This is a genomic window from Mycoplasma sp. 3392, assembly GCF_053851755.1.
This window is the reverse complement of record NZ_JBSQBF010000001.1, coordinates 349,147-374,261: the sequence shown is the minus strand read 5'-3', so window position 1 is coordinate 374,261 and position 25,115 is coordinate 349,147. Positions and strand designations below refer to the sequence as shown.

At 31.8% G+C, this 25,115-nt stretch carries 24 protein-coding genes and 7 tRNA genes; 9 read left to right on the top strand and 22 right to left on the bottom strand.

What is annotated here, in order from left to right; translation table 4 throughout:
• Positions 1-144: 144 nt before the first annotated feature.
• Complete coding sequence (gene plsY, locus ACWXVV_RS01540; RefSeq protein ID WP_455984516.1) at positions 145-816, top strand: glycerol-3-phosphate 1-O-acyltransferase PlsY; 672 nt, start codon at positions 145-147, stop codon at positions 814-816.
• Positions 817-916: 100 nt separating this feature from the next.
• Here plsY and ACWXVV_RS01535 read toward each other — a convergent pair whose 3' ends face one another.
• The gene (locus ACWXVV_RS01535) at positions 917-2,707 is read right to left on the bottom strand and encodes an amino acid permease (RefSeq protein ID WP_438341353.1); all 1,791 of its coding nucleotides are present in this window, start codon (positions 2,705-2,707) and stop codon (positions 917-919) included.
• Positions 2,708-2,867: 160 nt separating this feature from the next.
• A complete protein-coding gene (gene arcA, locus ACWXVV_RS01530; RefSeq protein ID WP_438341354.1) occupies positions 2,868-4,088 on the bottom strand; it encodes an arginine deiminase in 1,221 nt (406 codons plus the stop codon).
• Between the two features lie 402 nt (positions 4,089-4,490).
• Between arcA and ACWXVV_RS01525 the strand changes: the two genes are divergently transcribed.
• The 3 genes from ACWXVV_RS01525 (at position 4,491) to rpmE (ending at position 5,759) form a co-directional block, all read left to right on the top strand.
• A complete protein-coding gene (locus tag ACWXVV_RS01525) occupies positions 4,491-4,769 on the top strand; it encodes a hypothetical protein (RefSeq protein ID WP_455967769.1) in 279 nt (92 codons plus the stop codon).
• Positions 4,770-4,878: 109 nt separating this feature from the next.
• The gene (locus ACWXVV_RS01520) at positions 4,879-5,481 is read left to right on the top strand and encodes a thermonuclease family protein (protein ID WP_455984517.1); all 603 of its coding nucleotides are present in this window, start codon (positions 4,879-4,881) and stop codon (positions 5,479-5,481) included.
• A gap of 68 nt (positions 5,482-5,549) precedes the next feature.
• Entirely contained in the window at positions 5,550-5,759 is a 210-nt protein-coding gene (rpmE, locus tag ACWXVV_RS01515) for a 50S ribosomal protein L31 (protein WP_438341357.1), read from the top strand.
• A gap of 43 nt (positions 5,760-5,802) precedes the next feature.
• On the opposite strand, the gene ACWXVV_RS01510 is transcribed toward rpmE, so the two are convergent.
• The 9 genes from ACWXVV_RS01510 to ACWXVV_RS01470 form a co-directional block, all read right to left on the bottom strand.
• Positions 5,803-6,021, bottom strand: coding sequence for a TM2 domain-containing protein (locus ACWXVV_RS01510; protein ID WP_455984518.1), 219 nt, complete (start codon positions 6,019-6,021; stop codon positions 5,803-5,805).
• 1 nt (position 6,022) lies between these two features.
• The gene (locus ACWXVV_RS01505) at positions 6,023-6,493 is read right to left on the bottom strand and encodes a hypothetical protein (RefSeq protein WP_438341359.1); all 471 of its coding nucleotides are present in this window, start codon (positions 6,491-6,493) and stop codon (positions 6,023-6,025) included.
• 237 nt (positions 6,494-6,730) lie between these two features.
• Complete coding sequence (locus ACWXVV_RS01500) at positions 6,731-7,486, bottom strand: DNA adenine methylase (protein WP_455984519.1); 756 nt, start codon at positions 7,484-7,486, stop codon at positions 6,731-6,733.
• A gap of 93 nt (positions 7,487-7,579) precedes the next feature.
• Positions 7,580-7,664: transfer RNA gene (locus ACWXVV_RS01495), tRNA-Leu, on the bottom strand.
• Between the two features lie 3 nt (positions 7,665-7,667).
• Positions 7,668-7,743, bottom strand: a tRNA-Thr gene (locus ACWXVV_RS01490).
• Between the two features lie 53 nt (positions 7,744-7,796).
• Positions 7,797-8,240 carry a GNAT family N-acetyltransferase gene (locus ACWXVV_RS01485; protein WP_455978960.1) on the bottom strand — a complete coding sequence of 148 codons (444 nt, stop codon included), beginning with the start codon at positions 8,238-8,240 and terminating at the stop codon, positions 7,797-7,799.
• 66 nt (positions 8,241-8,306) lie between these two features.
• A tRNA-Val gene (locus tag ACWXVV_RS01480) sits at positions 8,307-8,382 on the bottom strand.
• A 9-nt stretch (positions 8,383-8,391) separates the two neighbouring features.
• Positions 8,392-8,467 (bottom strand) — tRNA-Glu (locus tag ACWXVV_RS01475).
• A gap of 3 nt (positions 8,468-8,470) precedes the next feature.
• Positions 8,471-8,545, bottom strand: a tRNA-Asn gene (locus ACWXVV_RS01470).
• A gap of 192 nt (positions 8,546-8,737) precedes the next feature.
• On the opposite strand from ACWXVV_RS01470, the gene ACWXVV_RS01465 reads away from it, so the two are divergent.
• The 3 genes from ACWXVV_RS01465 to ACWXVV_RS01455 all read left to right on the top strand — a co-directional run bounded on the left by ACWXVV_RS01465 (position 8,738) and on the right by ACWXVV_RS01455 (position 10,527).
• Positions 8,738-8,828 (top strand) — tRNA-Ser (locus tag ACWXVV_RS01465).
• 65 nt (positions 8,829-8,893) lie between these two features.
• On the top strand, positions 8,894-10,402 hold the full coding sequence (cls, locus tag ACWXVV_RS01460) for a cardiolipin synthase (RefSeq protein ID WP_456012459.1): 1,509 nt from the start codon (positions 8,894-8,896) through the stop codon (positions 10,400-10,402).
• 49 nt (positions 10,403-10,451) lie between these two features.
• Positions 10,452-10,527 (top strand) — tRNA-Lys (locus tag ACWXVV_RS01455).
• 54 nt (positions 10,528-10,581) lie between these two features.
• Here ACWXVV_RS01455 and ACWXVV_RS01450 read toward each other — a convergent pair.
• From ACWXVV_RS01450 to ACWXVV_RS01405, 10 genes are all read right to left on the bottom strand, one after another.
• Positions 10,582-12,438, bottom strand: coding sequence for a DUF2779 domain-containing protein (locus ACWXVV_RS01450; protein WP_455984521.1), 1,857 nt, complete (start codon positions 12,436-12,438; stop codon positions 10,582-10,584).
• On the bottom strand, positions 12,428-13,291 hold the full coding sequence (locus tag ACWXVV_RS01445) for an MAGa7180 family putative nuclease (protein WP_455984522.1): 864 nt from the start codon (positions 13,289-13,291) through the stop codon (positions 12,428-12,430). The genes ACWXVV_RS01450 and ACWXVV_RS01445 overlap by 11 nt, the downstream gene beginning before the upstream one ends.
• Positions 13,292-13,293: 2 nt before the next feature.
• Positions 13,294-14,328, bottom strand: coding sequence for a hypothetical protein (locus ACWXVV_RS01440; protein WP_455978957.1), 1,035 nt, complete (start codon positions 14,326-14,328; stop codon positions 13,294-13,296).
• Positions 14,329-14,472: 144 nt separating this feature from the next.
• Positions 14,473-15,534: a hypothetical protein gene (locus ACWXVV_RS01435; RefSeq protein WP_455984523.1), complete on the bottom strand. Its 1,062-nt coding sequence runs from the start codon at positions 15,532-15,534 to the stop codon at positions 14,473-14,475.
• Between the two features lie 68 nt (positions 15,535-15,602).
• A complete protein-coding gene (fusA, locus tag ACWXVV_RS01430; RefSeq protein WP_438341367.1) occupies positions 15,603-17,696 on the bottom strand; it encodes an elongation factor G in 2,094 nt (697 codons plus the stop codon).
• 20 nt (positions 17,697-17,716) lie between these two features.
• Entirely contained in the window at positions 17,717-18,187 is a 471-nt protein-coding gene (gene rpsG, locus ACWXVV_RS01425; RefSeq protein ID WP_438341368.1) for a 30S ribosomal protein S7, read from the bottom strand.
• Positions 18,188-18,244: 57 nt separating this feature from the next.
• Positions 18,245-18,664 (bottom strand): 30S ribosomal protein S12, encoded by a 420-nt coding sequence (gene rpsL, locus ACWXVV_RS01420; RefSeq protein ID WP_438341369.1) that lies wholly within the window; start codon positions 18,662-18,664, stop codon positions 18,245-18,247.
• Between the two features lie 148 nt (positions 18,665-18,812).
• Positions 18,813-19,868: a hypothetical protein gene (locus ACWXVV_RS01415; RefSeq protein ID WP_455978955.1), complete on the bottom strand. Its 1,056-nt coding sequence runs from the start codon at positions 19,866-19,868 to the stop codon at positions 18,813-18,815.
• Positions 19,868-20,824 (bottom strand): hypothetical protein, encoded by a 957-nt coding sequence (locus ACWXVV_RS01410; RefSeq protein WP_455984524.1) that lies wholly within the window; start codon positions 20,822-20,824, stop codon positions 19,868-19,870. Before ACWXVV_RS01410 ends, ACWXVV_RS01415 begins: the two co-directional genes overlap by 1 nt.
• Positions 20,825-20,887: 63 nt before the next feature.
• Positions 20,888-21,793, bottom strand: coding sequence for an RluA family pseudouridine synthase (locus tag ACWXVV_RS01405; protein WP_455978953.1), 906 nt, complete (start codon positions 21,791-21,793; stop codon positions 20,888-20,890).
• 53 nt (positions 21,794-21,846) lie between these two features.
• On the opposite strand from ACWXVV_RS01405, the gene ACWXVV_RS01400 reads away from it, so the two are divergent.
• Positions 21,847-22,215, top strand: coding sequence for a YigZ family protein (locus ACWXVV_RS01400; protein ID WP_438341373.1), 369 nt, complete (start codon positions 21,847-21,849; stop codon positions 22,213-22,215).
• 200 nt (positions 22,216-22,415) lie between these two features.
• Here the strand turns inward: ACWXVV_RS01400 and pyk are convergent, their stop codons facing one another.
• On the bottom strand, positions 22,416-23,798 hold the full coding sequence (gene pyk, locus ACWXVV_RS01395) for a pyruvate kinase (protein WP_455984525.1): 1,383 nt from the start codon (positions 23,796-23,798) through the stop codon (positions 22,416-22,418).
• Between the two features lie 111 nt (positions 23,799-23,909).
• Here pyk and ACWXVV_RS01390 point away from each other — a divergent pair, with 111 nt between their 5' ends.
• Positions 23,910-25,103 carry a phosphopentomutase gene (locus ACWXVV_RS01390; RefSeq protein WP_438341375.1) on the top strand — a complete coding sequence of 398 codons (1,194 nt, stop codon included), beginning with the start codon at positions 23,910-23,912 and terminating at the stop codon, positions 25,101-25,103.
• The last annotated feature ends 12 nt before the right edge of the window (positions 25,104-25,115 follow it).

Below are 25,115 nucleotides of genomic sequence, written 5' to 3'. Positions count from 1 at the left end.
ACCTCAAAGACTTACAAGTGAGTAGACTTAATCATTGACAAAAGCAAGGTAATGTTTAACTCTAATACTATGTGAATTAATTGAAAAAGTACAAAAAATATTTTGTTTTTTGTTTGCCATTTTTAAACCTTATATAATAGAGTAATGCCATATTGATGAATTAACATTTTTATTTTTATTGCAGGATATTTTATTGGTTCAATAAATCTATCAATTATCATGTCTAAAAAACTTAAAAAAGAAGATATCAGATCACAAGGTTCAAATAATGCGGGTTCAACAAATGCTTTAAGAGTCTACGGTAAGAAATTTGCTTTAGTTGTCTTTTGCTTTGATGTTTTAAAAGCGATGTTACCTTGTTTTTTCGTTGTTTTTTTGCAAAGATGAGTAATCAGAGACTTAAGCATCAGTATTTCATTGATTCCATTGATTGCTGGTCTAGGTGCCTTGGTTGGACATGTGTGACCTATTTACTTTAAATTTAAAGGTGGTAAAGGAGCTGCTTGTTTCTTAGGAATGGTTATTGCAACCAACATCATCTTACTATTCATTGGTATTGTTTTATTTTTAAGTGTTGTATTAATAACAAAATATGTTTCACTTGGTTCAATAGTTGTTCCATTCATACTAGTTTTATTGGCATTTATTCCTTGAATTGCTTCTGGACCTCTTGGTGTTTGCTCAATTAATAAAGATTGGTTTTATATTCCAGGTATTGTCTTACTTGTTGCTGACTTGATAGTTATTTTTATGCATCGCACCAATATTAAAAGATTGGTAAATAAAACAGAAAATAAGTTAAGACTTAAAAAATAGTTTTAAAGCTTAGTCAAAAAGACTAAGCTTTTTATATAGCAAAAGCAAGAATAAAAAACAAGATAAGCACTTGGCTTATCCTGTGTTCAATATATGCTAATTAACGTGCAGTTTCAAAAGTTTGAATTCTTAGATTGTTGAAGCTGATTAATTTTTCTAATTTTTCTTTTAGAACTGGATCAGAAGTTTTAGCAAGTCTTTTTTCGTATTTTTTAGCTCTCTTGTAAACTACTGCTTTTTCAATAGGAACAAGTCCGAACATAATTAATACAAATGAAGGAAGAAGAATTGCTGTTACGATGTTTCCGATTCATTCATAGTGTAAATTCTCTAATAATTTTCATTGAGCTTTAACAAAAGCAGCATCAGTCATGTCTTTTGTTTTTTCTACTGTTGTAATTAGTCCTACTTTAGGGTCAAAGTAGTTTTCGATTTGTTTTTCAGTTAAAGCAATTGATACATATGGATTAATTGCATAAGTAACTAATGCTAAAGCAACTAATACAATACCAACTCAACCTGCTCAAACTGTGTGTTTTCCTTTTTCAACTTTAATAAAGTTCAATTTACGGTTTCTGATTGTTCCAAAAATAGCAACAATAATGAACGCGAACGAGATAACAGCCATTCAGTTAGCCATTAAGTCAGAGAAGTTCATATTTGAATTGAAGTTTCTTGAACCATATAAACCGTCATATCCACCTGGGAAGTAAGCAAGTGATCCAACAACATTAAAGATTAGAGTAACAGGAATTGTTAGAATGATTGCATAGATAGTTCCGACGATTGGAGTTTTTGCTTTTTGCATTTTTGCATGAACTTTAAGTGGAACTCACAACTCACCTTCGTTTATTAAGTCTTCAATGAAACGAGTACATCACATTGTGAATCCGTTAATGATTCCTAAGATTCCGATTGCAATAGCAAAGTTAATTAATCCAAATAATCAACTTGCTTTAATTGATTTTAGTTGATCCGAGAATCCATAGAATCCTCCACTAGCAGCACCAATTGTCATTGTAACAGCAAGAATCAAGTAAATAATAGTTACAGTTACTAGTCCAATAACTAGAGCAAGTGGTGTTTTCTTAGGTTCAGCCATTTCTGATTGAACTCCGGCTGTTACATAAAATCCATCATATGCAAAGAAGATAGCAGCCATACTTGTGAAGATACCAAAGATTGGTGATAGTTTTGCTAGGCTTGTTGATTGTGGATTTCATCATTTAATTTGTGTCATTTGTTGACCGACAGTGACTGTGCTTCCATCACTGACTTGTTCAGATAGTTTTTGACCAGCAAATACTAATCCAATAATGGTTACTGCGATAAGTGGGAAGAATTTAATAGCAGTAACAACTAAGTTTTGAATGTTTCCTGCTTTTGAACTTAATCCTGATGTAAATAAGAATCAGAATGAAATTCCTAAAGCAAAAAGCATCATAATAATTCAGTCATTATTTCCGAATGCTTTATTGATTAGTAAACCACCATCTGTGACAAATCCTCCAGCAGCGTCTTGCATTTGAATAATTACATATAGTGGCATAAAGTAGTAAGTGAAAGGTAAGTAAATAAAAGTCATGAAGTTTTTACATGCTTTATAGATGTAAAGACTGTTGAACGCTTTATTTCACCCAATCATACCAAGGTTATCATTACGACCTGAAGCAACTTCAACAAGTGCTATTGCCATGGCAATAACCGCAAATGCTGCTAGTCCCCAAGCTAAGATAGATCAGAAAATGTTTCCAGCAGATTCTGCAAGTACTTTATCTGCCCGTAGGAAAATTCCTGCTCCGACTGATGAACCGATAACAATTAAAATTGCTGAAAAGAAACTAATTTTCTTTTTCTTGTCAGCAGTCACAACTAATTGTTCGTCAGACATTGTTTATCCTTTCGTATGTTGTGTAATAAGTTTTTCTTATTACTGTTTTGTTGTTTGTTTATAAAAATTAAGAAAAAGAATGAATTTAAATGGGTTTAAGTTGTTTTTTTATAAACGCTAATAATTTTATGAATGTTCACAAATATAAATTTATTAATTTTTATTTAAGGTCTTTTCTTGATAAAGGCATTGACATGCAACGAGCATTTCCCATTCCAAGTGATAATTGATTTCCGTGGAATGGAATAACTTTAATTCCAGCAGCTTCTAAAGCTTTGTTTGTTTTTTCGTTACGTGAGTAACCAATTACAACTCCTGGAGCTAAAGCTAAGTAGTTTGTTCCGTCGAAGTGTGTTTCTCTTTCAATTTCCATTAAAGTTGCACCTTTTCCTGCAATAGGAATTAGAACTGGTTTTTCACCGATAATTGATTCTAATAAGTCTGATAGAGATGCTCCGCTTTCTTTACGTTTTGGTTCATCCTCTGTTAAATCAAATTCTCAGAATTTTAGAACATCTAACATGATTGGTGAGTATAAGAATTTGTTTCTATCTAACATTGTCAATCATGTGTCTAGGTGCATTAAGTTTGTTCATTTAGGAACATTAACCCCAACAATACGTGTGAATTTTGCTTCTGGGTTAGCTTTAATATTTTTAGCTAATAATTCAATTGTATCTAGGTCTGTTCTTTCTGAAACTCCAATAACTAGTGTTTTTTCGTTGTATACGAATACGTCCCCACCTTCGATTGAAAGTTTTAGACTTGGTTCGTAATAAATAGGAGTATTAACTAGTTTTGGGTGGTTTTTGAAAACGAATAATGAGAACAATGTTTCTCTTTGACGTACTTTGTAACGCATGAAGTGAATTGTAACTCCATTACCTACTGATGCAAATGGGTCACGTGTGAAATATAAGTTTGGCATTGGATCTACAACTAATTCGTGTTTTGATTCAATGTTTAAATCATATTTTGTGATTCCTGACATCATGTATTCAACCATTTTTCTTGGTGAAAGTTTGCTGAAGAATTCTCTAATAAGAGCTTTCTTTTCTTCACTTAGAATTGGGTTTGAATCTTCTAAGAAGTCTTCGATAAATTGTTTACGAGCTTCCGGACTAGCTAGTTCGTAGGTTTCTGTTACTAAATCTAGTAGTTCAACTACATTGATTCCATGTCCTTTTAGTGATTCAACGAATGATCTATGTTCTTTTCTTGCTTCATGGCTTTCCAAGATAGCAGAGAACAATAGTTCATCTAGTCGAGCAGGGGTAATGTAATCAATTTCTCGCCCTGGTTCATGTACTAATACAGATTCAAGTTCACCAACTTCACTGTAGACGTTGATTCCCTTAAATTTTTCATTAAAAACTGACATTTATTGCCTTCCTTAAATAGTTTTTTAATAGATCTTTAAATTAATAAATTTTGTTGTTTGCATAAATAAATTTTTTTGTGTAATTCGAAATTTTATGGTAAAATTACACTGTTTTTATTTGCAAATTTATTTTTGTGATAAAAACCACTAACTCAATTTGGTGGTATAAACAACAGCTACACGCAAAAAAATATTTATACAATAATATTATAGTTTATTAACATAAATATTCAAGACCCCACACTGTGTTTTGTATACCTTCTTGTGTATTTTAATATTCAACATTTTGTTTTTTTCTTTCTTTAAATAAACTTTTCTCATTCTTTCTTAATTAATTTTTATAATTCTTATTAATGTTTAAATTTAGAAACACAAGTGCTTTGGGGATTAAGGAGTATAACAATGCAAAATGAAACAATGCTTTCAACTTCTCTAGAAGCTTTTAAAACAATGAATAAAGAAAATCTTACTTTTGAGCAAATTTATCAATACGTTCGTGAAAAATTTATTCAATCTTGAATCGAACAATTCTCACAAAACGATAATAATTTTAGTGAAGATGAAATTGATGAATTAAAAAGAGGGCAATTGTATAAATTGTTGACTATTGATGGTAAATTTTTCCGCTTAGCAGATGGAAGATGAACCATTAACCGACCAATTGAGAATACAAATCGTTAATAATCAGGGGCTTCATTCCCTGATTTTTTTTCATTTTTATATTAATGGAAGAGAAAGTGAAATAATTTTGTATATGGCGACAAAAATTAAAAAATGGTTTTTTCCTTTAATGCTAACTAGTTTGATGATTCCAACTGTTTTACTTTCGGCCCAAAAATGTAATAATGTTGAAACAAAACACCCACAAGAAGAAACAAAATTTAGTCAACAATTTTTAAGTGAGTATTACAAAGCAAAAGTGACGGAAGTTATCGATGGTGATACTATCGTGACTGAGAATAACAATGATTTTACTAAGTGAAGATTCAGTGGAATTGACACTCCAGAAACAAGAAAACATGCACCTGACGGAAGTTGAGAACTGACTACTGGAGACCAACATTTATGGGGAACAAAAGCTAAAGAAGAATTAAAAAGACTAATAACTGAAAATAAAGACTTCGTGTGAGTGCCAAAAAATCCTAAAAAGGATAAATACTCTCGATCTTTGGGAAAAATTTACCTTAGCGAGCAGCATATGCTGAACATAGACTTAGTAACAAAGGGTTTAGCAATTAAGCGTTATATTAGTTTGGAAAGAAAAAATAAATATTACACAAGTGACACAACATTTTACATGGAGCTAGAAAATGCTGAAAACCAAGCAATCTTAAATAAAATCGGTATGTGGTCGCTCGGAACTAAAGCATACGTTATCGGCCTTCTATATTAATAAAGCAAAAAAAGTTAATTTTTTGGTAGAATTATAAAGCAATACAACATTAAAAGGAGCAACATATTATGAAAAAAGATATTCACCCACAATATCAACAAATTAAAATAACTTGCTCATCATGTGGTGCAGAACACGAATTCGGAACAACTGCAAGTAAAATCTCTTTAGATGTTTGCTCAAGTTGTCACGCCTTCTATACAGGTAACCGTACAAGTGCTAAAGCTACTGGTCAAGTTGAAAAATTCAACCGTAGATTCGGTAAAAATTCAAAATAATAATAAAAAACTCTCGTGTTGAGAGTTTTTTATTTTGCCTTTTTTATCATTTGGCGATTAGTTTTCCATTTGAATCTTTTTGTGATCCTAATAAAGCTAGAACAAAATCAATAAATCATCAAATTCCGCAAAGTCCTAAAGTTAATAATTTAAAAATGCCCAACATTGTTCTTCCGGCGTAAAAACGGTCAATTCCTAGTCAACCTAAAAATCAAGATAATAAAACTAATACTAATCTACTTTTATCTGAAACTGCATTCATTTTATTCCTCGTATTTCTTTCCTCAGAAGTATTTATAGTGGCTTTCTTTACCATCCTTAGTGATGTAGACAGCGTCCCCCTGTCTTTTACCTGTTGAGTATTTGTAACGTTCAACATCACCATTTGCATAGTATGTTGTTGCATCCCCATTTAGCATGTCGTTTTTGTAATTGCATTCTTCACGATCACCGTTAGCTTTATAAAATGTTGCTTTCCCGTGTTTTAGATTGTCAACATAAATAAATTCTTCACGATCACCATTAGCATATTGTAAATAACCAGGACCTTGTGCTAAACCATCAACATATGTGTATTCAGCAATATCACCATTTGGAACTACCATTTTGGCAGGACCATTTTTTTGTCCATTAACATATGAGTAAGTTTCGGTTGAACCACAACGAAAGTAATAAATTGCTTTCCCTGTTTTCACTCCATCCACTATTTCTACTTCTTCGCGTTGTTCGTACATAAATTTCCTTATTTAAAATATATATTTCAAATTATAACAATTTTTTAAAAATTGCATAATTTGCTTATTTTTTGGCTGTCTTTTTGATTTTTTTAAACTATTCTACTAGTGATTGTATCTTTACTTTGTGTAACATTAATTGTTTAAGTCATAATTCCAAATTAAAACTTCATTTACTTTGCCTCGCTTGGTTGCAACACTATTTATTAGTCTTTTAGCTTGGATTGCTTTAATTTTCTATTCTTTGAAAAGTTCTCTTATAAGCTCATGATCAGAATTTGACAGCAAAAATTTCACACCACGTGAGTGTAATTTATCACATTCTTCTTTTAGTTCAATTTGTTGTTGTTTAGTAAAACCTTCTTTTGTGTAATTTGTAAATGATGAAGATTTAGATATTGGCATATATGGAGGATCTAAGTACACAAAATCGCCGTTTCTTGCCACTTTAAGAACTTCTTTATAATCTCTGCAAAATATTTCAATGTGATTTTCATTCAGATAGCTAGATAATTCCAATATGGATTCTTTGTTTGCTATATTTGGATTTTTATAATATCCATACGGACTATTAAAATGACCTTGTTTATTGACTCGATACAAGCCATTAAAGCAAGTTTTGTTTAAATAAATTAGCCTTGAAGCCTTAAAGAGACAGTCTTTTTGCCTAAAATCTGAATCTCTGTCTTGATTTCGCAAGTAATAAAAATATTCTTTTGAGTTATTTGATTGGTGTTTTTTAAGTAATTCTAGTAGCTCATAAGATTGTGTTTTTACAGTTATATAAGTATTTATTAAATCTTTGTTAAGATCGTTAATTATTGCTTTATTAGGTAAAATTGCCAACAAAACTGCTGCACCACCTACAAAAGGCTCTAAATATCAATTAAATTTTGGTGGTATCAACCTGGAGATTTCATCTAATAATTGTCGCTTACCCTCAACTCATTTTAAGATTGGTCTAATTGCTTTTTTGCTATTTTCTACTTTCAAATTTGCCTCCTAGGGATCTAGTATCCTAACATAAACAAAGACAAATTTGAAACAAAAAAAGCCCCTTTGGGCTTTCTGGTCAATTTCTTGATATGGTGCGCGAGGAGGGACTTGAACCCTCACGCCGTGAAGCACTAGTGCCTAAAACTAGCGTGTCTGCCAATTTCACCACTCGCGCAAATGGTGCCACCTATAGGACTCGAACCTACGACCTACTGATTACAAGTCAGTTGCTCTACCAACTGAGCTAAGGAGGCTTTTAATTTGCTTTAATATTATAACAATTTAAAGAACAAATTTTTAAAATTTTTTATTTTTCAGCAAGACACATATCGATGTGGGGAATATCATCTTCTAAATACTCAAAACCTACTGTTACAAAGCCACATTTTTCATATAGACCTAATGCATAAACTTGCGCCGATAGTCATATTTGTAACCCTTTTTGTTGTGCTACATTCTTTACAATTTGCACCACTTCAGACAGAAACTTTTGCATCAATCCCTGGCGTCTATAACGTGGGTTAGTTATAACTCTACCTATTTTGTATTTTCCATCACTTTCAAAATATCTCAAATAACAAGCAATTTCATTTCCAATATAGTAAAAGGTATGGCTGGCAGTAGCATCAATTTCATCGATATCCTGATATAAACACTGCTGTTCTATCATAAAAACATTTTGACGCAAAGCAAAGATATGCATTGCTTCCAAACCTGTCATTTCACTAAGTTTTTTAATTTTGATATCCATAATACACAAATATAATAACAAAAAAGCAAATAAAAAAAGCACTTGTGTGCTTGGTGATTTAACATATGGTGGACGATGAGGGGCTCGAACCCACGACCCTCGCCTTGTAAGGGCGATGCTCTCCCAACTGAGCTAATCGTCCGATAAAAAATGGTGACCCTAGCGGGGCTCGAACCCGCGAATGCATGGATGAAAACCATGTGTGTTAACCGCTTCACCATAGGGCCAACTGGCGCCGACAACAGGGATTGAACCTGTGACCAATTGGTTAACAGCCAACTGCTCTACCGCTGAGCTATGTCGGCAACTTTTAAATTGCTTAATAATTATACATAAAAATAAATTTCTTTTTAAAAAATATTTTTATTGTTTGTTTGGCTGTTTCGCTTGAATATTATAACAAATTTTTTAAGTTTACTCAACAATTGGATTAGTTGGTCAGCAACTAAAGACAAAACAAAATACATAAAACATGTTATAATAGATATACAAAATTTGGGTTGGTACTCAAGAGGCCGAAGAGGCGGTCCTGCTAAGACTGTAGGGGAAGCAATTCCCGCGGAGGTTCGAATCCTCTCCAGCCCGCCATTTTTTTTATAACTTTTTTGACCTAAAAGTAGACAAAAATGGCACAAAATTGTAAAATTTTACTTATGGATAAGCGTAAATTAAAGTTGGTTTGCTATTATATTTTGTTATTAATATTAATTCTAGGACTCTTTGGAGTCATATATTTAATAATTCAAAACAGCAACAATATTGCCTTAATTTCAACTCTTGCTGCTATCTATTTTCTAAATTTAATTTTTAATATCATTGTTTTTACTCAAGATCGGCCAAACGAAACAAGGCAAAGTTGAATTATTGTTTTTATTTCATTGCCTTTAATTGGACATATTCTTTATATTATCTTTGGACAAAAATATTCAAAAGTTTTGTCCTTTGAAGATTATGTAAAAGAAAGAAATTCATTTTTACAAAACAATAAAACATATGAATTGAATGAGTCCATCAACTGCGAAAAGTTACAAAAAATTGCCAAAATGAATGCTAAAAACATATATCCAGCTAAAATAATAACTTTTGATAATGGACATTTCTTTTTTCAAGAACTTTTTAACCAATTAAAAAAGGCTAAAAAATTCATCTTTTTAGAAACTTACATTATTAAGCCAGGAGAAATCTTTGAAGAACTGAAGCAAATTCTAATTTCAAAAGTTTCTGAAGGTTTAGAAATCAAAATCATTGTTGACGATTTTGGTTCTTGAGACTTACCACGTAGCACATTTAAAGAACTTGAAAATCTTGGAATAAAAATTGTTCAGTTTGAAAAAATCCCTTTTCCTTTTATTACTGGAAATGCCAACTATCGCAGTCACCGTAAATTTGTTATTATTGATGGCAATTACGTTTTTACAGGTGGATGTAATATTAGTGATGAATATGCTAACTTTTCAAAAAAATATGGAATTTGAAAAGACGCAAATATCAGCTTACAAGGACCAATAGTTGAGTATTACACAAGACTTTTTGGCTATGATTGATACAAACAATCGGGTAAAAAAATAGGTAATATTGAAAGCTATTTTTTGGCATCAAATAGCGAACATAATGAATATGAAAATGCTATCACAACCATTGAAGACGGGCCAGCATGTGATTTTCCATTTATAGAATCAACAATGATTAAAATGCTAAGCGAAGCGGACAAATCAATAAAATTATCGACACCGTACTTCATACCAAGTAAAAGACTTTCGATGGCGTTAAGTGATGCTTTAGCACAAGGAATTGATATTACTCTTTACATTCCTGGCCTGTGAGATAAAGCATATGTATATTTTGCAACTATTTCTTGTTTAAAACCTCTGATTAAACTAGGACTAAAAGTTAAATTAGTAAAAAATTGCTTTTTACACTCAAAAATTGCTTTAGTTGATGATGAATTAGCATATTTGGGAACTTTAAATCTTGACCATCGCAGTTTCTATACTCAATTTGAAGTGACCAATTTTTACAGTGGTGAAGCAACAAAAGATATAAAATATATTTTTGAAACTTACAACCGTTTACATGATGAAAAGCAACTTAAAAAGTTGTTGAACAAGAAAAACGGTTTGATAGCTAAGTACTTATTGAGAATTTTTAAACCAGTTTTATAGAGCACTTTTGGTGCTTTTTTGTTTAAAAGTGCTATCATTTTAAGTATATGCATCGTTAGCTCAGCTGGTAGAGCAGGAGACTCTTAATCTTCGGGTCACAGGTTCGAACCCTGTACGGTGTACCATATCATCATTTTGACCGCAAAAAAAATCAGACTTTTTTAGCAAGGTCTGATTTTTTATTCAAAAATATTTAGGTCCTTATCAATGATATTAACACCTTTTTCCAGTACTAGTTCAATGAACTGATATGCCATAATCATTGCCATAACGTCATTTTCACAGTATATTTTTAGATTATTGACTACTTCTTCTCATTTATTATCTTGAATTGTGTCAGCATAACGGCAGATAGCATATGTCATTGCCATTGTTCCGTTTTGTACTTCTAACTCACTATAAGGAGTAATCATTACAGGAAGTTGTAGTTTTGATTTAGTTATTAATTTTTCAATCTTTTTAATTGAAGAAAAACCTCTTAGCTGGTGGAAATAGATAGCATTTTTTGAGTAATTGAAAACATTTTCAAGATCTACACACAGTTCCTCACTTATAATTTTGTCAACCATTTTTTTCAATTCATCAATTTGCTCTTGTGAAATTGCTTTACCGCCTGTTTTTAAATTAGTTATTTCGTAAAGTTCAACCATTTCTCTTAAACGAGTATTTTCGTAAGATTTGTTAAAGACTACATACGCACAGGCATTAGGATCATAAATTGTTTTAATAAAATCCAAATATTGTGATAGTTCAAGATTTCTAGGATCTAAGACAACATTTTCCTTGCTTATTATTTGATTGTTTATTGTTTTAATTACACTTACTTGGAAAACTATTTGTCGATATGGCAAAGCGTAATCAAAAATTGGATAAGGCATAGAAAAACCTTCAAAATCGTATCAAACAACCACTTTATCTTTTTGTCTTAATGGCTTAATTATATTTTCAACCACTTGCTCATTTAGTGTAGATTCTTTTCTTAAAATCTTGTTGAGAGCATTAGCTTGAGAAGTGGTTCTTTGCAATATATCATCATATGGCTGGTCGTGAAAAATTTTTTCGGCTATTTTAGATACAAATGAACCATGAATATGTGAAAAAGTTGGATATAGGGTGTTGAAGACAAGATTTGTTTTTGTCTTGTATTTTTTGCATCATTTGCTTGAATCATCCTTCTCACTTAGAACATAAGAAGTTTTTTCTTTTTTACTTCTTAACTCTTTAATTATTTTTATAAAGTATTCAACATCAGCACATCGTAAATCTTTTTTTACTTTTCCGTCATTTTCAAAAATTACTTTATCGAAAGAAAACTTTTTGCTGTCGTCTAACCAGGCAATGAATTCTTTTTGACTTTTCGTGCTTGCCACTTCACTTGCCAAGTAGAAATCTAAAGTATTTTTTTGAGTGCTGTTTACGTCTTTATTAAAAACAAGAAGTCGATAACTTGTCAAATTTTTGACACCAGAAAGTTTTGCTATCTGGCAATTTCAATAACCTTTTAAAAGATTGTCAAGTGAGCTTTTAGCTACTGGTTTTTTGTCTAACATTAAACCTGTTTTTTTGTTGTATGCAGCAGGTTTAGCCAAAGCATCTTTATACTCAAAAACTGGACCAATAATTACCTCTATTTTCGGGTCATCTAAATGCTTTTTAGTCAATTCAATTTTTTGTTCCAGTTTGGTTGAAAGAGGAATTATTACTGATTTGAAATTTTGAAAATATTTATTGATATACAAGTTGATAGATTTATTTACTAAATTAAAAGCCTTGTTGTCAGCATGAGCGCGATACAAATCAAGACCAAATTTGTCTGAGTAGTTGAATTCTTCAGTAGTTTCAAAAAGACCTATGAAGTTAGCTCACTCTTTATTTTCATCATCGTCTTCTAATTCATCATCGTCTTCATCATAATAACTTGCATTTTGTACATTATGTTCTAGTAAAAAATCTTCTTCAGTGTGTGTTAATCAGTACTCTGATGAAACATTGTATGTAAAATAGTCTTTATATTGAATGTATTTTTTATTTGTCACGAATTACAACCTTTCCATTTTCATATCACTTAAGCAGCAATTTTGCTCAGTCATTTTCATTACGACAGCGCAGATAGTCGATTTGATCAGCATCAATAACTGGATCATAATGTTCAGAAAAACCATTAATAGTTGTTTTTTTAAATCAGTTTATTACGTATTCTAAATCATCACGTGCTTGCTTTTCGTCTAATGGGTATATATTGGCTAAAGCATGTCTTTTATTAACATCAACTTTATTTGGATCTTGATAGTCTTCTTCTTCTAAAAAGAGTGCAAAAATACCAAATTTTTCAGCTCCCATCAAGTAAGCATATAACTGAGCTTGCTTGATATAAGCGAGACTTGGACCATTTTTCTTTCATTCTTCCCATTTTTTAACACCAGCAGTTTTAATTTCAACTACTGTATTTTTTGACTCAATGAAACCATCAGGAATACCACCGACATATTTATTTTTGTCAGCAAAATAGTCATACTTGTACTCACGGGCATTAAATGTTTGCACTTCAACTTTCGCTTCTCTTGCTAATTTTGCAATTATTTTAGGTTCTAAAATAACCCCTGCATTAACATATTTAGGATCTAACATTGGCAACGCTAAACGACTTATATGGCAAAAGGCTTGAAAATGATTGTTAAAAACGTCAGTATTTAAAACCTTAGCTATTGATGAACCCCCAATTTTTTTAAATCCCGCGAATGAACCTGGTTCATTTTTAAAAAGCATATTATGAAAAAAAGGTTCTAATATTACTATTCTTTTTTCTTCGTCAAGTGTGTAGTGGCGATCATTGTAGTATTTTCTTGGAAATGATGCCAAAAGCTTTTCTCTTAATTCTGTGGTTTCCATTATTATTCCTCTTCAAAACTAACACTTTCATATTTTTGTTGAATAGTTTCTCAAATGTGTGAAATGTCTGCTTTTGGGCTTTTTTCTCTTAGGCTTGTGATTTGTTTGATAGATATGATTGCATCATAAATTGCTTTATAGTTTGTATGAGCATGACTTTCTCAATTATCATATTCTTCAAAAACTTTTTTGTCAATTTCTTCTTCTTTTAAATCTGGTAGGTAACAATGAATAATTTCGTGCAATAAGTTAAAGAAAATAAAACTTTCACGATTGTAAATGTCATTCAAGAAAATGTAACGTTTAGCACGTTTTTTAAGAGTAATACCTCTTATTTTTGCTCCTGTTATATATTTTTTTGTTACTAAAACTATCCCTTTGCTTGCTAGAAAATGTTTTAAAAGTTCGATCTTTTCACTAAAAGTTACGCTACTTGACATAATGTTCAGCACTTTTTTTAGAGTTACTTTAAATTGACTATTTCTAAAGTTTCCAACTTCTAGGTTGTGATCAATACCCAATTCACAGAAACGAATTCAAACATATGTATTAGGCTTGTTATAATATTTTTTAGATTCTGCCAAAATGTGTTTTTCCAAATACTCTTTGTAATTTTCTAATTTATTGACCCCATAAAATTCTTTTAATAACATCAATTTTCTTCAGTCTTCCATTTCTTCACGAATCTGAATGTTTTGCTTAATTAAAAGTTGTGGATTTTTGATTAGAAATTTTACTCCATAACTTTCTAGATGAATTTTTAGGTCATCCCCCATATCAAGACCTTGTTTACGGTTGCGATATAGTTGATAATGCCTTCAAAGTGAACCGTTAGGAAGTTGAAAAACAAATTCTAAACCTTCAATTATTCCTGTTGTTATCACATTGCTATCTTCATTTAAAAAACTATTAACATGTTTTAAACTCAAACCCAGTCGCAAAGCAAGTTCTTTTTGACTCATTTCATTTTTATCAAGTAAGAATTTAATTTCATCACTAAAACTCTCGAACTGATCGATGTTTGGTATTTCTGACATTTATGCTCCTTTATTACATAGTAATAATTATATGCAACAAAAACAAAAAAGTATGATTTTGTTCATTTTTTTGACACAAAAAAGTTGTAAAAAGTAGATAAAAAAATGTCGAAAAGTTCGACATTTTCTGCAAAATCCATTTTTCTATTGTTGTGTTTTTTCTAAAAAAGACTGAATTGCCATTAAATTTTGACTGATAATATCAATTTTTATGTAACTATAATTTTTGTTCATTCCATGTACGACGTCTTTATTTGCAAAAATATTAATTTGCTGCAAAATCATAAAAATGTATTTTTGCTTGAATTCATTTTTCTCTAATAAATAACGATAGTACTTGATTTTTTCAAGGGTTTTTTCAACTTGAAGATTTAAATAAATATCTGATTGTTTTGCAACTAATGCACCTATTGCAACTTTAAAAATCTTTTTAGTGACTTTTACTTTACTATGATGTGTTACAAGAAAAATAATCAAAACCAAAGGACTAGAAACAAGCGAAACAAAACCACCTGACGAAATTTCTTGATGATTATTACTCAATTTCAGTTGCAATTCAATTAAAAAGTCTAACAGTAAGAATAAAGCTAAGCAATAAATAGCTAAAATTGATAACTTTTCCAATACTCAAGTTGAAATGTTTTTACGTTTATCTTTAGTTGCAACTTCTAAAGTATCTTCGACCATTTCTAAAAACTTATCCAATTTGTTTAGATTAAAATGTTTTGCGTAAGGAGCAAAATCCAGTTTAAAGACGTTTAATCTTTCATTAACAATTTGGTTTAGAATAACATTTTCATTGTTATCTAATTTTTCATTTTTCAAAAAGGTACGAATAATTTCGGACAATTTGTGCATATGATTAATGAAAATAATCTGGATTATTTTTACTATCAGCAGTGAAACAAATGCCAATATACTTGCAGCCACAAAAATCCATAAATAATACATTTTATTAGGTTCTTGTTTTACAGCTAGATTATAAATACTGAAAAAAGGCAACGCAATGACACTAATAAATGTAGCCAGTAAAACAACTTCAAATAAAGCATAAAATGCATTTTTGAATTGTGGTTTGTTTCTTCTCGTGTTCGTATAAACAAAGGTTATTAAATTAATATTATCGTATAAAAGTCTCTTACATTCAGAGTGATTTTTGACACGAGAAATGTTTTTTTTAAATCTAAGAATTTTAAGTAATTTCATGATGTAATACCTTAAGAAATTTTAACAAAATAAAAGCAAGCTTATTATTGGCTTGCTTTTTTAGATAATTAGTCTTCTTCAACTTTAACTTTTCCACCACGTTTTTTGATGATTTCATCAGATAAGTTTTTAGGCATTTTTTCGTAGTGGTCAAATCACATTTGGTAGTTTCCACGTCCAGCTGTCATTGAACGCAAGTCGGTTGCATAACCAAACATTTCACTTAGTGGAATGAATGCTTTAATGATGTGAACTCCATCACTACGTGTTTCGTCTCCACGAACTTGTCCACGACGACGTGAAATATCTCCCATGATGTCTCCAAAGTAATCTTCAGGAACAGTAACAGCAACGTCCATGATTGGTTCTAGTAGAACAGTTCCTAATAATTCTTTTCCTTTGGTTAGTGATTTAGATGCAGCAATTTTGTAAGCTAATTCTGAAGAGTCGACTTCATGGTATGATCCATCAAATAGTGTTGCTTTAATGTCAATCATTGGGTATCCTGCAAGAATACCAATTTCCATTTTTTCAACAAGACCTTTTTGGATTGATTTGATGTATTCTTTTGGAATTTTTCCTCCAACAATTTTGTCAACAAATTCAAATCCACCATCTGGGTTAGGTTCATATTTAATTCATACGTGTCCGTATTGTCCTTTTCCTCCAGATTGTTTCTTGTGAATTCCTTCAACATCTGCTGTTTTAGTAATTGTTTCACGGTATGAAACTTGAGGTGCTCCAACGTTTACGTCTACTCCAAATTCTCTTCTTAGACGGTCAACAATGATATCTAGGTGCAATTCTCCCATTCCAGCGATAATTGTTTGTCCTGTTTCTTCATCAGTATATGTTCTGAAGGTTGGGTCTTCTGCTGAAAGTCTTTGCAATGATAGTGAAAGTTTTTCAGTAGCGGCTTTTGAAGCAGGTTCTAGAGCTTGAGAAATAACTGGTTCTGGGAATTCCATTTTTTCTAGAACAATGTCGGCTGATTTTTCAGCGATTAGAGTATCTCCAGTTGTTGTCGATTTTAGACCAACGGCAGCTGCAATGTCTCCTGTTCTAACTTCATTGATGTCTTCACGAGAGTTAGCATGCATTTGTAGAATACGGCTAATTCTTTCTTTTTGATCTTTTGTTGAGTTTTTAACATAACTTCCTTTTTCTAGAACTCCGGCATAAACACGGAAGAAAGTTAAGTTTCCAACATAAGGGTCGTTCATAACTTTAAATGCTAGTGCTGCAAAAGGTTCATCATCTGAAGGGTGCACTGAAATTTCTTCATCCCCTAGGTGACCTTTGATTGCTGGAATATCTACTGGTGAAGGTAGATAATCAACAGCAGCATCAATCATTAATTTAACACCTTTGTTTTTGAAAGCGGTTCCACAAACTGCTGGGAAGAATTCTGATGTTAAGGTAGCTTTACGAATACCTTGCTTCAATCTTTCAGCACTAATTTCTTCTCCTTCTAGCGCCATCATCATTAATTCTTCATCGAAGTCACTAACAGCTTCAACTAATTCTTGACGCATGATTTGTGCTTCTTCAACCAGGTGTTCAGGAATAGCAATATCCTTCATGTTTTCTTCAGGTTGCCCATCGAATTCATAAGCACGCATTTCTACTAAGTCAACGATTCCATTGAATTGTGACTCTTCTCCAATGTTCAATTGGATTGCGTGACAGTTTCCATTTAAACGACTTCTAACTGAGGCAACTGAATCTTTGAAACTTGCTCCAGCTTTATCCATTTTGTTAACGAAAACGATACGAGGAACTTTGTATGTTGTAGCTTGTCTTCATACTGTTTCAGTTTGAGGTTCAACCCCACTTTGAGCATCTAGAACAGCTACGGCACCATCAAGTACACGAAGTGAACGTTCAACTTCGACTGTAAAGTCAACGTGTCCTGGTGTATCAATGATGTTAATTCTTTTTCCTTTTCAGAAAGCTGTTGTAGCAGCTGATGTAATGGTAATTCCACGTTCTTGTTCTTGGATCATTCAGTCCATTTGGCTTTCCCCTTCGTGAGTTTCACCAATTTTGTGAATTTTTCCTGTGTGGAATAGAATACGTTCTGTTGTTGTTGTTTTTCCGGCATCAATGTGAGCCATGATTCCAATATTACGGTAGTCTTCTAAGCGAACTGATCTTCCCATAGTAACTTAACCTTAAAAAATTATCATCTAAAGTGAGCAAAGGCTTTGTTTGACTCTGCCATTTTGTGTGTGTCTTCACGTTTTTTGATTGATCCACCAACTTTGTTTGATGCATCAATAATTTCATTTGCTAAACGTAAATCCATTGTTTTTTCACTTCTTAGACGAGAATATTGGATTAATCAACGTAGTGCTAAAGTTTGTTTTCTACGTGCACTAACTTCAACTGGAACTTGGTAGTTACTTCCACCAATTCTACGTGATCTAATTTCTAATTGTGGAGTAATGTTTTCAATAGCTTGGTTGAAAACTTCCATTGGGTCTTTTTGAGTTTTTTCTTTAACAATTTCAAATGCAGAGTACAAGATATTTTCAGCGATTGATTTTTTACCATCAAGCATAATTCCATTAATTAATTTAGTAATTATTTTTGAGTTAAAAATTGGATCTGCTAAAACATCACGAACTGGCGCTTGGCGTTTTCTTGACATGATTTCTCCTTTTAATAAATGTAAGTATTAATATCTTTATTTCAAAAATGTACTAAATTATTTTGCTGCTTTAGGTCTTTTAGCACCGTATCTTGAACGTCCTTGTTTACGGTTGTTAACTCCTGCTGTATCTTGTGTTCCACGAACGATTGTGTAACGAACTCCAGGTAGGTCTTTAACTTTTCCCCCTCTGATTAGTACTACAGAGTGTTCTTGTAGGTTGTGTCCTTCTCCTGGGATGTAGGCTGTAACTTCCATTCCGTTTGAAAGTCTTACCCGAGCATATTTACGTGTAGCTGAGTTAGGTTTTTTAGGTGTCATTGTCCCAACACGAGTACACACACCACGTTTGAATGGTGCCGGAATTTTCTTATCTTTTTTTAGTAAAGAGTTGTATGACAATAGCAATGCAGGTGCTTTTGGTTTAACAACTTTATCTTTACGACCATTAGTGATAAGTTGACTAATTGTTGGCATATCGTGTCCTTTCTATATGATTTTTGTTTTGATTGAAATTAAAAATATTCATAATTATACAACAACTTAACCGGTGTGCTAAAAAATTTTTTATTTTGTTTTTGGGCTAAATTAAAAGCAAACCAGACTAGCTAGTTTGCCTTAGAAATTAAAGATTGTTTTTAAGTTTAATTCAAGCATTAATACTAATTAATTTTAGTAATTCATGCACTCTTAATGCTTGTCTTTCATTATTTACTAAAACGTTAATTTTTGTAAACGGTTCTGACGATAGTCACATAAATTCATTGGTATTAATGAAATAAAGATTAGCTTTTTGAATTTTTCTAGTTTGCGACGATCTTGGTTGCTCAGACACTAAATTTGCTTTTGATTGTTCAAAATCTTTCTTAGCACTAAATTTATTGTCAATTGCATTCATTCACGCGATTTGTTCTCTAATGCTTGGATCTTGTGTTGACGGCTCTATGTTTTGTTCGTCATCAACACTTGTTGGGTTAAATACATTTCCATAAAGTGTGTATTCAGAAACATAGTGTGGTAAATACTCTGCGACAAAATTGATGTCTAATACTGTTTTATACTGTTCTAGAACAGATTTAGAACCTAGCAATCTATATTGATCTATTCTTTGACTAAGAGCTTTGTAAAGCATTGAATTTTTAGTTTTCAACCCTTCTTCATCTAAAGTAATTTCAACATATTCATTATTACCATATGCTCTTGTTAAGTCACCCTTCAATATTGAAGATCAATTTTTATTTTGGTAAAGTTCAGAACTGTACACTTTTCTATAAATTAATAACATTGATAGCGAAGTGGCCAGAATTATTCCAACTGAAACTACTGCTCACACACTATAAAGAATTAATAATGTTGAATTATGCTCCTTTTTGGTCAATTCAATTGCCAAGAACACAATTCCTGCTATGAAAATTGCTAATAATAATGCAAAAGCTATAACAGGAGAAACTCACATATTAAAGTTTTTCTTTAGTCCATATGTGTGTTTTATTCTTAATTTTTCACCTTGTACAGCTTGATAAATTTGCAAGCTTTTTTTAAAATACGACACAATTTTAAATGCCATTCAAGCAGAAATTATCAATGCTAAAACTACTACTAATTGTGCTAAATTGTTATTGTTTTCTTTAGTTGCTACTTCTTGAGTTGTATTAGCAGTTTCTTCACTTAAAAACAGCATTAGTTAGCCTCGCTTTTTGTTGTTTCTTTTTCAATGTAAATCATAGTAATTTTTGCTTTTAATTCTAGATCTGACAAATTTTCTGGTTCAAAAATATTTAAGCGGTGAGCCATTGTTAGCATTTGCTCACGTGTTAATGATTTTAATGAAGATCAATATTTTGAATCTTTCACTTGTGGGTATTTGTCAAAAATTTCTTTTTCTTTTTCATCCATTGTCACTGACTTATTATTTTCAGGAGCAACTGTGTGTGGTTCAGTGTTATTTTCAAATTGTGGTTGTTTAGATTCTCCGTTGTCTTGTGACGGTGCAAATGGGAAAAATGGGAATTGTCCATTTTGATTTTTCATTCCTTGCAACATAGTTTCTTGTAGTTCTTGTTGTTTTTGTCATAATTCATACATTTTGAATTGACGAATCACATTCAGACATTTTCTTCAGAAGAATATTCATCAAGCAACAAAGTAAATAATTTCGCAAATTGAAATAATGGCTACTCAGTCTTGTGATCCCAAAGTCTGTAAACGTGAATACATTGAGTATTGACTAAAGAAAATCAAACCTATAACTAGGATTGAATAGCTAATCATTGTTGGATTAAATTTGCCATAATCCTTATCTTTTAAAGCTCTAAAAAAGTTGATTACAAATATTGTTGATAGAGCTAAGGTAACTAATAAAAATACAGTTTGGTAAATAATAATTACATTTGCTTCTTGAACTGCAGTGGCAGTTATTCTGCTTTGGTCAGCATCAGCATTCGCTTGTCTTAATAGACTAACAAAAGCAGTTATATAGAAATTTCTGCGAATGATTGAAATTACAAAGTTGGCAATGGTCGAAGCTAAGAAGAAGAATAGCAATATCCCTGTTCAAATGAATCAAGGTCTGAATTTTGCTTTTTCATCACGCATCAATTCTTCTTTGGTTGGTGGTTTCGGCATTAGTGGAAACATTTTACCCCCTATCAATTAATAAAATTATAGCACATTTAGCACTCTAAGGCTTAAATTGCTAAATTACTGATCATATCCTTTTAAGCGAATATCTTTATCCATTTTTCAAGGCATTTCAATTTCAAATTCCATGTAGTTGCCATTAGGATGAGTAAAGCTTATTTTGTAGGCATGTAATCTTTGTTTGAAATCATCTACATCCTTTCCATAAACAGGATCACCATAAACTGGGTGTCCTATGTAAGAAAGGTGAACTCTAATTTGGTGTGTTCTTCCAGTTTTTAGCTCACATTCAATAAGAGTTTTATCTTTATCTTTGATTTTCACATAGTCCAAAACAGTTACTTTTGTTTGTGCTTCTTTGGAATTAGTTTTGGTTACAGCCATTTTTTGACGATTTTTAGGATCTCTTCCAATAGGTAAATCAATATTTGTGATTTTGTTTTCAATAATCCCATCGACAATCGCAAGATAGCGGCGATTTATTTTGTGATCTTTTAGTTGTTTTGCTAAAAAACGGTGAGTTTCATTATCCTTAGCAACTAACAAAAGTCCACTTGTATCTTTATCTAAACGGTGTACAATCCCAAGGCGGTTTAAACCATTTTCATTACTCAAATTATTTTTGAAATGATACATTAAAGCATTAACTAAAGTATCTTTGTAATTTCCTGGTGCAGGGTGAGTTACCATCCCACTTTTTTTATTAATAACTAACAATTTGTCATCTTCATAAACAATATTGATCCCAATATTTTGGGGCTCAATTTTTACCTGTTTATCAATCAATTTTTCAATCTCAATTACTTGTCCTTCATTGACAATGAATTTATTTTTGTTCACTTTTTGACCATCGACGCTAACTGCCCCTTCATTGATTAAAGCTTGCGCATCGTTACGCGTAATTTCACTATTATTTGTAATGTATTTGTCTATTCTGTCGCTGTATTTAACTTCAATTTTTAACATTCTTCAATTATACAATTAGCAAGTTGATTTCTTTATAATTAAAAAGATTGAGTATGTATGAAATTGAAATAAAAAAATCTCGTTTTTTGGCATATGTTTATTCTGTTAGTAACGAAAACCAAATTCACAACTATTATGCACAACTGTATAAAGAACACAAACGTTGTCGTCACGTTTGTTATGCATATCGAATTAAAAACAATGATGGTTCAATGAGCGAAAAAGGTTTTGATGATGGCGAACCAAAAAACTCAGCAGGATTGCCTTTATTGAATTTATTACAGCTTAAAAATGTTGAAAACTTGGCGGTTTTTGTTGTTCGTTACTTTGGTGGAAAATTGTTGGGTCGCTCAAAATTGCCAGGAGCTTATATTAAAGCTGCCAAAGAAGAAATTGAAACTTTTTTAAACACACAAAAGTAATTAGAAAAATAGACAGGCAAGAACCTGTCTATTTCACTACAATTAGCAGTTGCATTTTTCTTTGCAGCTACATTTTTGGTCAACTTTGCAATTGCATTGGGTTTCTTTGTTTTCACATTTGCATTTGCAAGCTGTTTTTTCTTTACAGCATGATCCCATATTAGCTCCTTAATTTGTTTTTTTATAAAACCATTATAGAACTAAAAAGTTAAAATTTTGCTATTTTTTTCAGTAAAAATTGAATTTTTTAGTTTTTCTGAAGAAAATCCTGACTTTTTGAACTCATCGTACGAAAGAAGTTGTTTTTGAATGTTGATGTTGTAATCAATTCCGAATCTTGTTTTAAGTTTTTCGTCATTTACGAAAACAATCATTTCTTGTTTTGGACGATATTTAGCTAAGGTTTTAAGCTTGTTAATATCGTTTTGTAAGAAAACAACAAGGTATTTACTGTCATCATTAAATAGTTCTAGAGCCATATCATAAGCTCATTTTTCAGATTCATCAGCATAGTTAAAGATTTTAGTAATGTAATTTTTGAATTTAGTAGGACAGTGTAAAATATCTTCATTTGTTGCTTGATTTACTTTATGCATTACTTTCACTGCTTCTAATGGAAAGTTTCCACTTGCAGTTTCGCCACTTAACATTGTTGAATCTGCACCCAGTTCATTAGCTCAATAAATATCTGTTACTTCAGCTCTTGTAGGTAATGGATTTTTTTCCATTGAGTCTAGCATCTGAGTAGCAACAATAACTGGTTTTTTGGCTTTTAAACATTTTTTAATAATCATTTTTTCAACTCTAGGAACTTCGTAAAAAGGAATTTCTAATCCTAAGTCTCCACGTGCAACCATGATTGAATCACTGTGTTCAATTATTTCATCGATGTTGTTAACTCCACTTTGAGACTCAATTTTTGAACAAATTTGAATATTATCTCCACCATGTTTGTGCATGTAATTTCTTAGTTCAATCAAGTTTTCTTTATTATTAACAAAACTTGCAGCGATAATGTCAACACCATACTCAATACCAAATAAGACATCATCACGATCTTTTTGTGACATAAATGGTAGTGAAAATTCAACTCCAGGAATGTTGATTCTCTTGTTAGTTTTTAGATTGTGGCTATTATTTGCTTTGACAAATACTGAACTATTTTCAATTTTAATTACTTTAGTTTGTAATTTACCATCATCTAATAGAACTGTGTCACCCACTTTTAAGTCTTTATGCATTTCATAAGAGACACAAACTCTTTGACTGTTTCCTACCATTTCTTTGTATTGACTAGGGTCACACACAAGTTCCAATGTTTGATCTTTTTGAATAGGTTGAATATCATCTAACATTTTTCCTATTCTGATTTCAGGACCTTTAGTATCAAGCATTAAAGATACGTTGACTCCTAACTCATCACTTGCTTGACGAGCTAAATCAAATTTGTGTTTGTGGTCTTGTCCGCTTCCATGGCTAAAGTTTGCTCTGACACAAGTTATACCATTTGAAAGCAGTGATTTCATGGTTTCTAAATTATCACTTGAAGGGCCGATTGTGGCTACAATTTTGGTTTTTTGCATTGTCTTTATTTTCTCCTTATTTCATTCTTTTTGCTTAGTATTAAAATTTTACCCCATATATCATAATTGTGAAAAATGTGTAATAAAATTAAGGAGTACAAAGGAGATAAAATGCCTAAATTTAAACGTATATTTATGTTGGTAACTGATGGACTAGGAATTGGTCCTGAACCACGTCAAGAAGAATTTGGAGACAAGGGGGCTAACTCATTTTTACACGCCTCAGAAGTCTTACCTTACAAAATTCCTACATGATATAAACTAGGAATTACTGAAGTTGCAAAAATGGCAGGACACGTGCCAAGAAATAAAAAACCGCTAGCATATGTTGGAAGAATCCATGAACTTTCAAATGGAAAAGATACACTGACAGGACACTGAGAAATGATGGGAATTTTGACTAAAACCCCAAGTCCTCAGTTTCTTGAAAATGGATTTCCAAAAGAAATGCTAGAAGCGTTATCAAAAGCTTGAGATAATCGTAAGCTTATTGGTAACAGAGCAGAAAGTGGAACAGTAATTTTAAAAGAATTAGGTCAAAGATCAATGGAAACTGGAGAGATTATTGTTTATACATCAGCTGACTCAACATTGCAAATTTGTGGGCACGAAGAAGCATTAGGACTAGACAAACTAAATGAATATGCTAAAAAAGCAAGAGAAATTTGTTCATCTAGACCAGAATGAAATGTAGCAAGAGTTATCAGTCGCCCATACATCGGACAAAATGGTGACTTTACTCGTACATTTAACCGCCACGACTACGCTAACGTGCCACCGAAGAGGACTTTACTAGAGGATTTACAAGCAAAAGGTGTTGAAACTATTGGAGTTGGAAAAATTAAAGATATTTTTTCAGGAGTAGGAATCCAAACAATTTATGGACCTGCAAGTGACGATGAAAATATGGATATCGCTATCGACATTGCTTCTTCTGATTCGACTAATCAATTTGTTTTTGTCAACTTAGTTCAATTTGATAGCCACTACGGACACCGTCGTAATCCTACTGGATACAGTGAAAACATTTCACGTCTTGACATTAAACTAACAAAACTAATAAATGCAATGCGAGAAGATGACTTATTGATTATGACTTCAGACCATGGAAATGATCCTACTTGACCAGGAAGTGATCATACACGTGAAGCGTTACCACTGACAGTATTTTCGAAATCTTTCACAAAACCACATGCTTTCAAACAACCACTGATGGGTTTAGGAACAGCCGGAAACATTGTTGCTCGTAACTTTGATTGTCCATTACTAGAAACCGGTGAAGACATTTTTGACCAACTGATCTAATTTCCATAATGA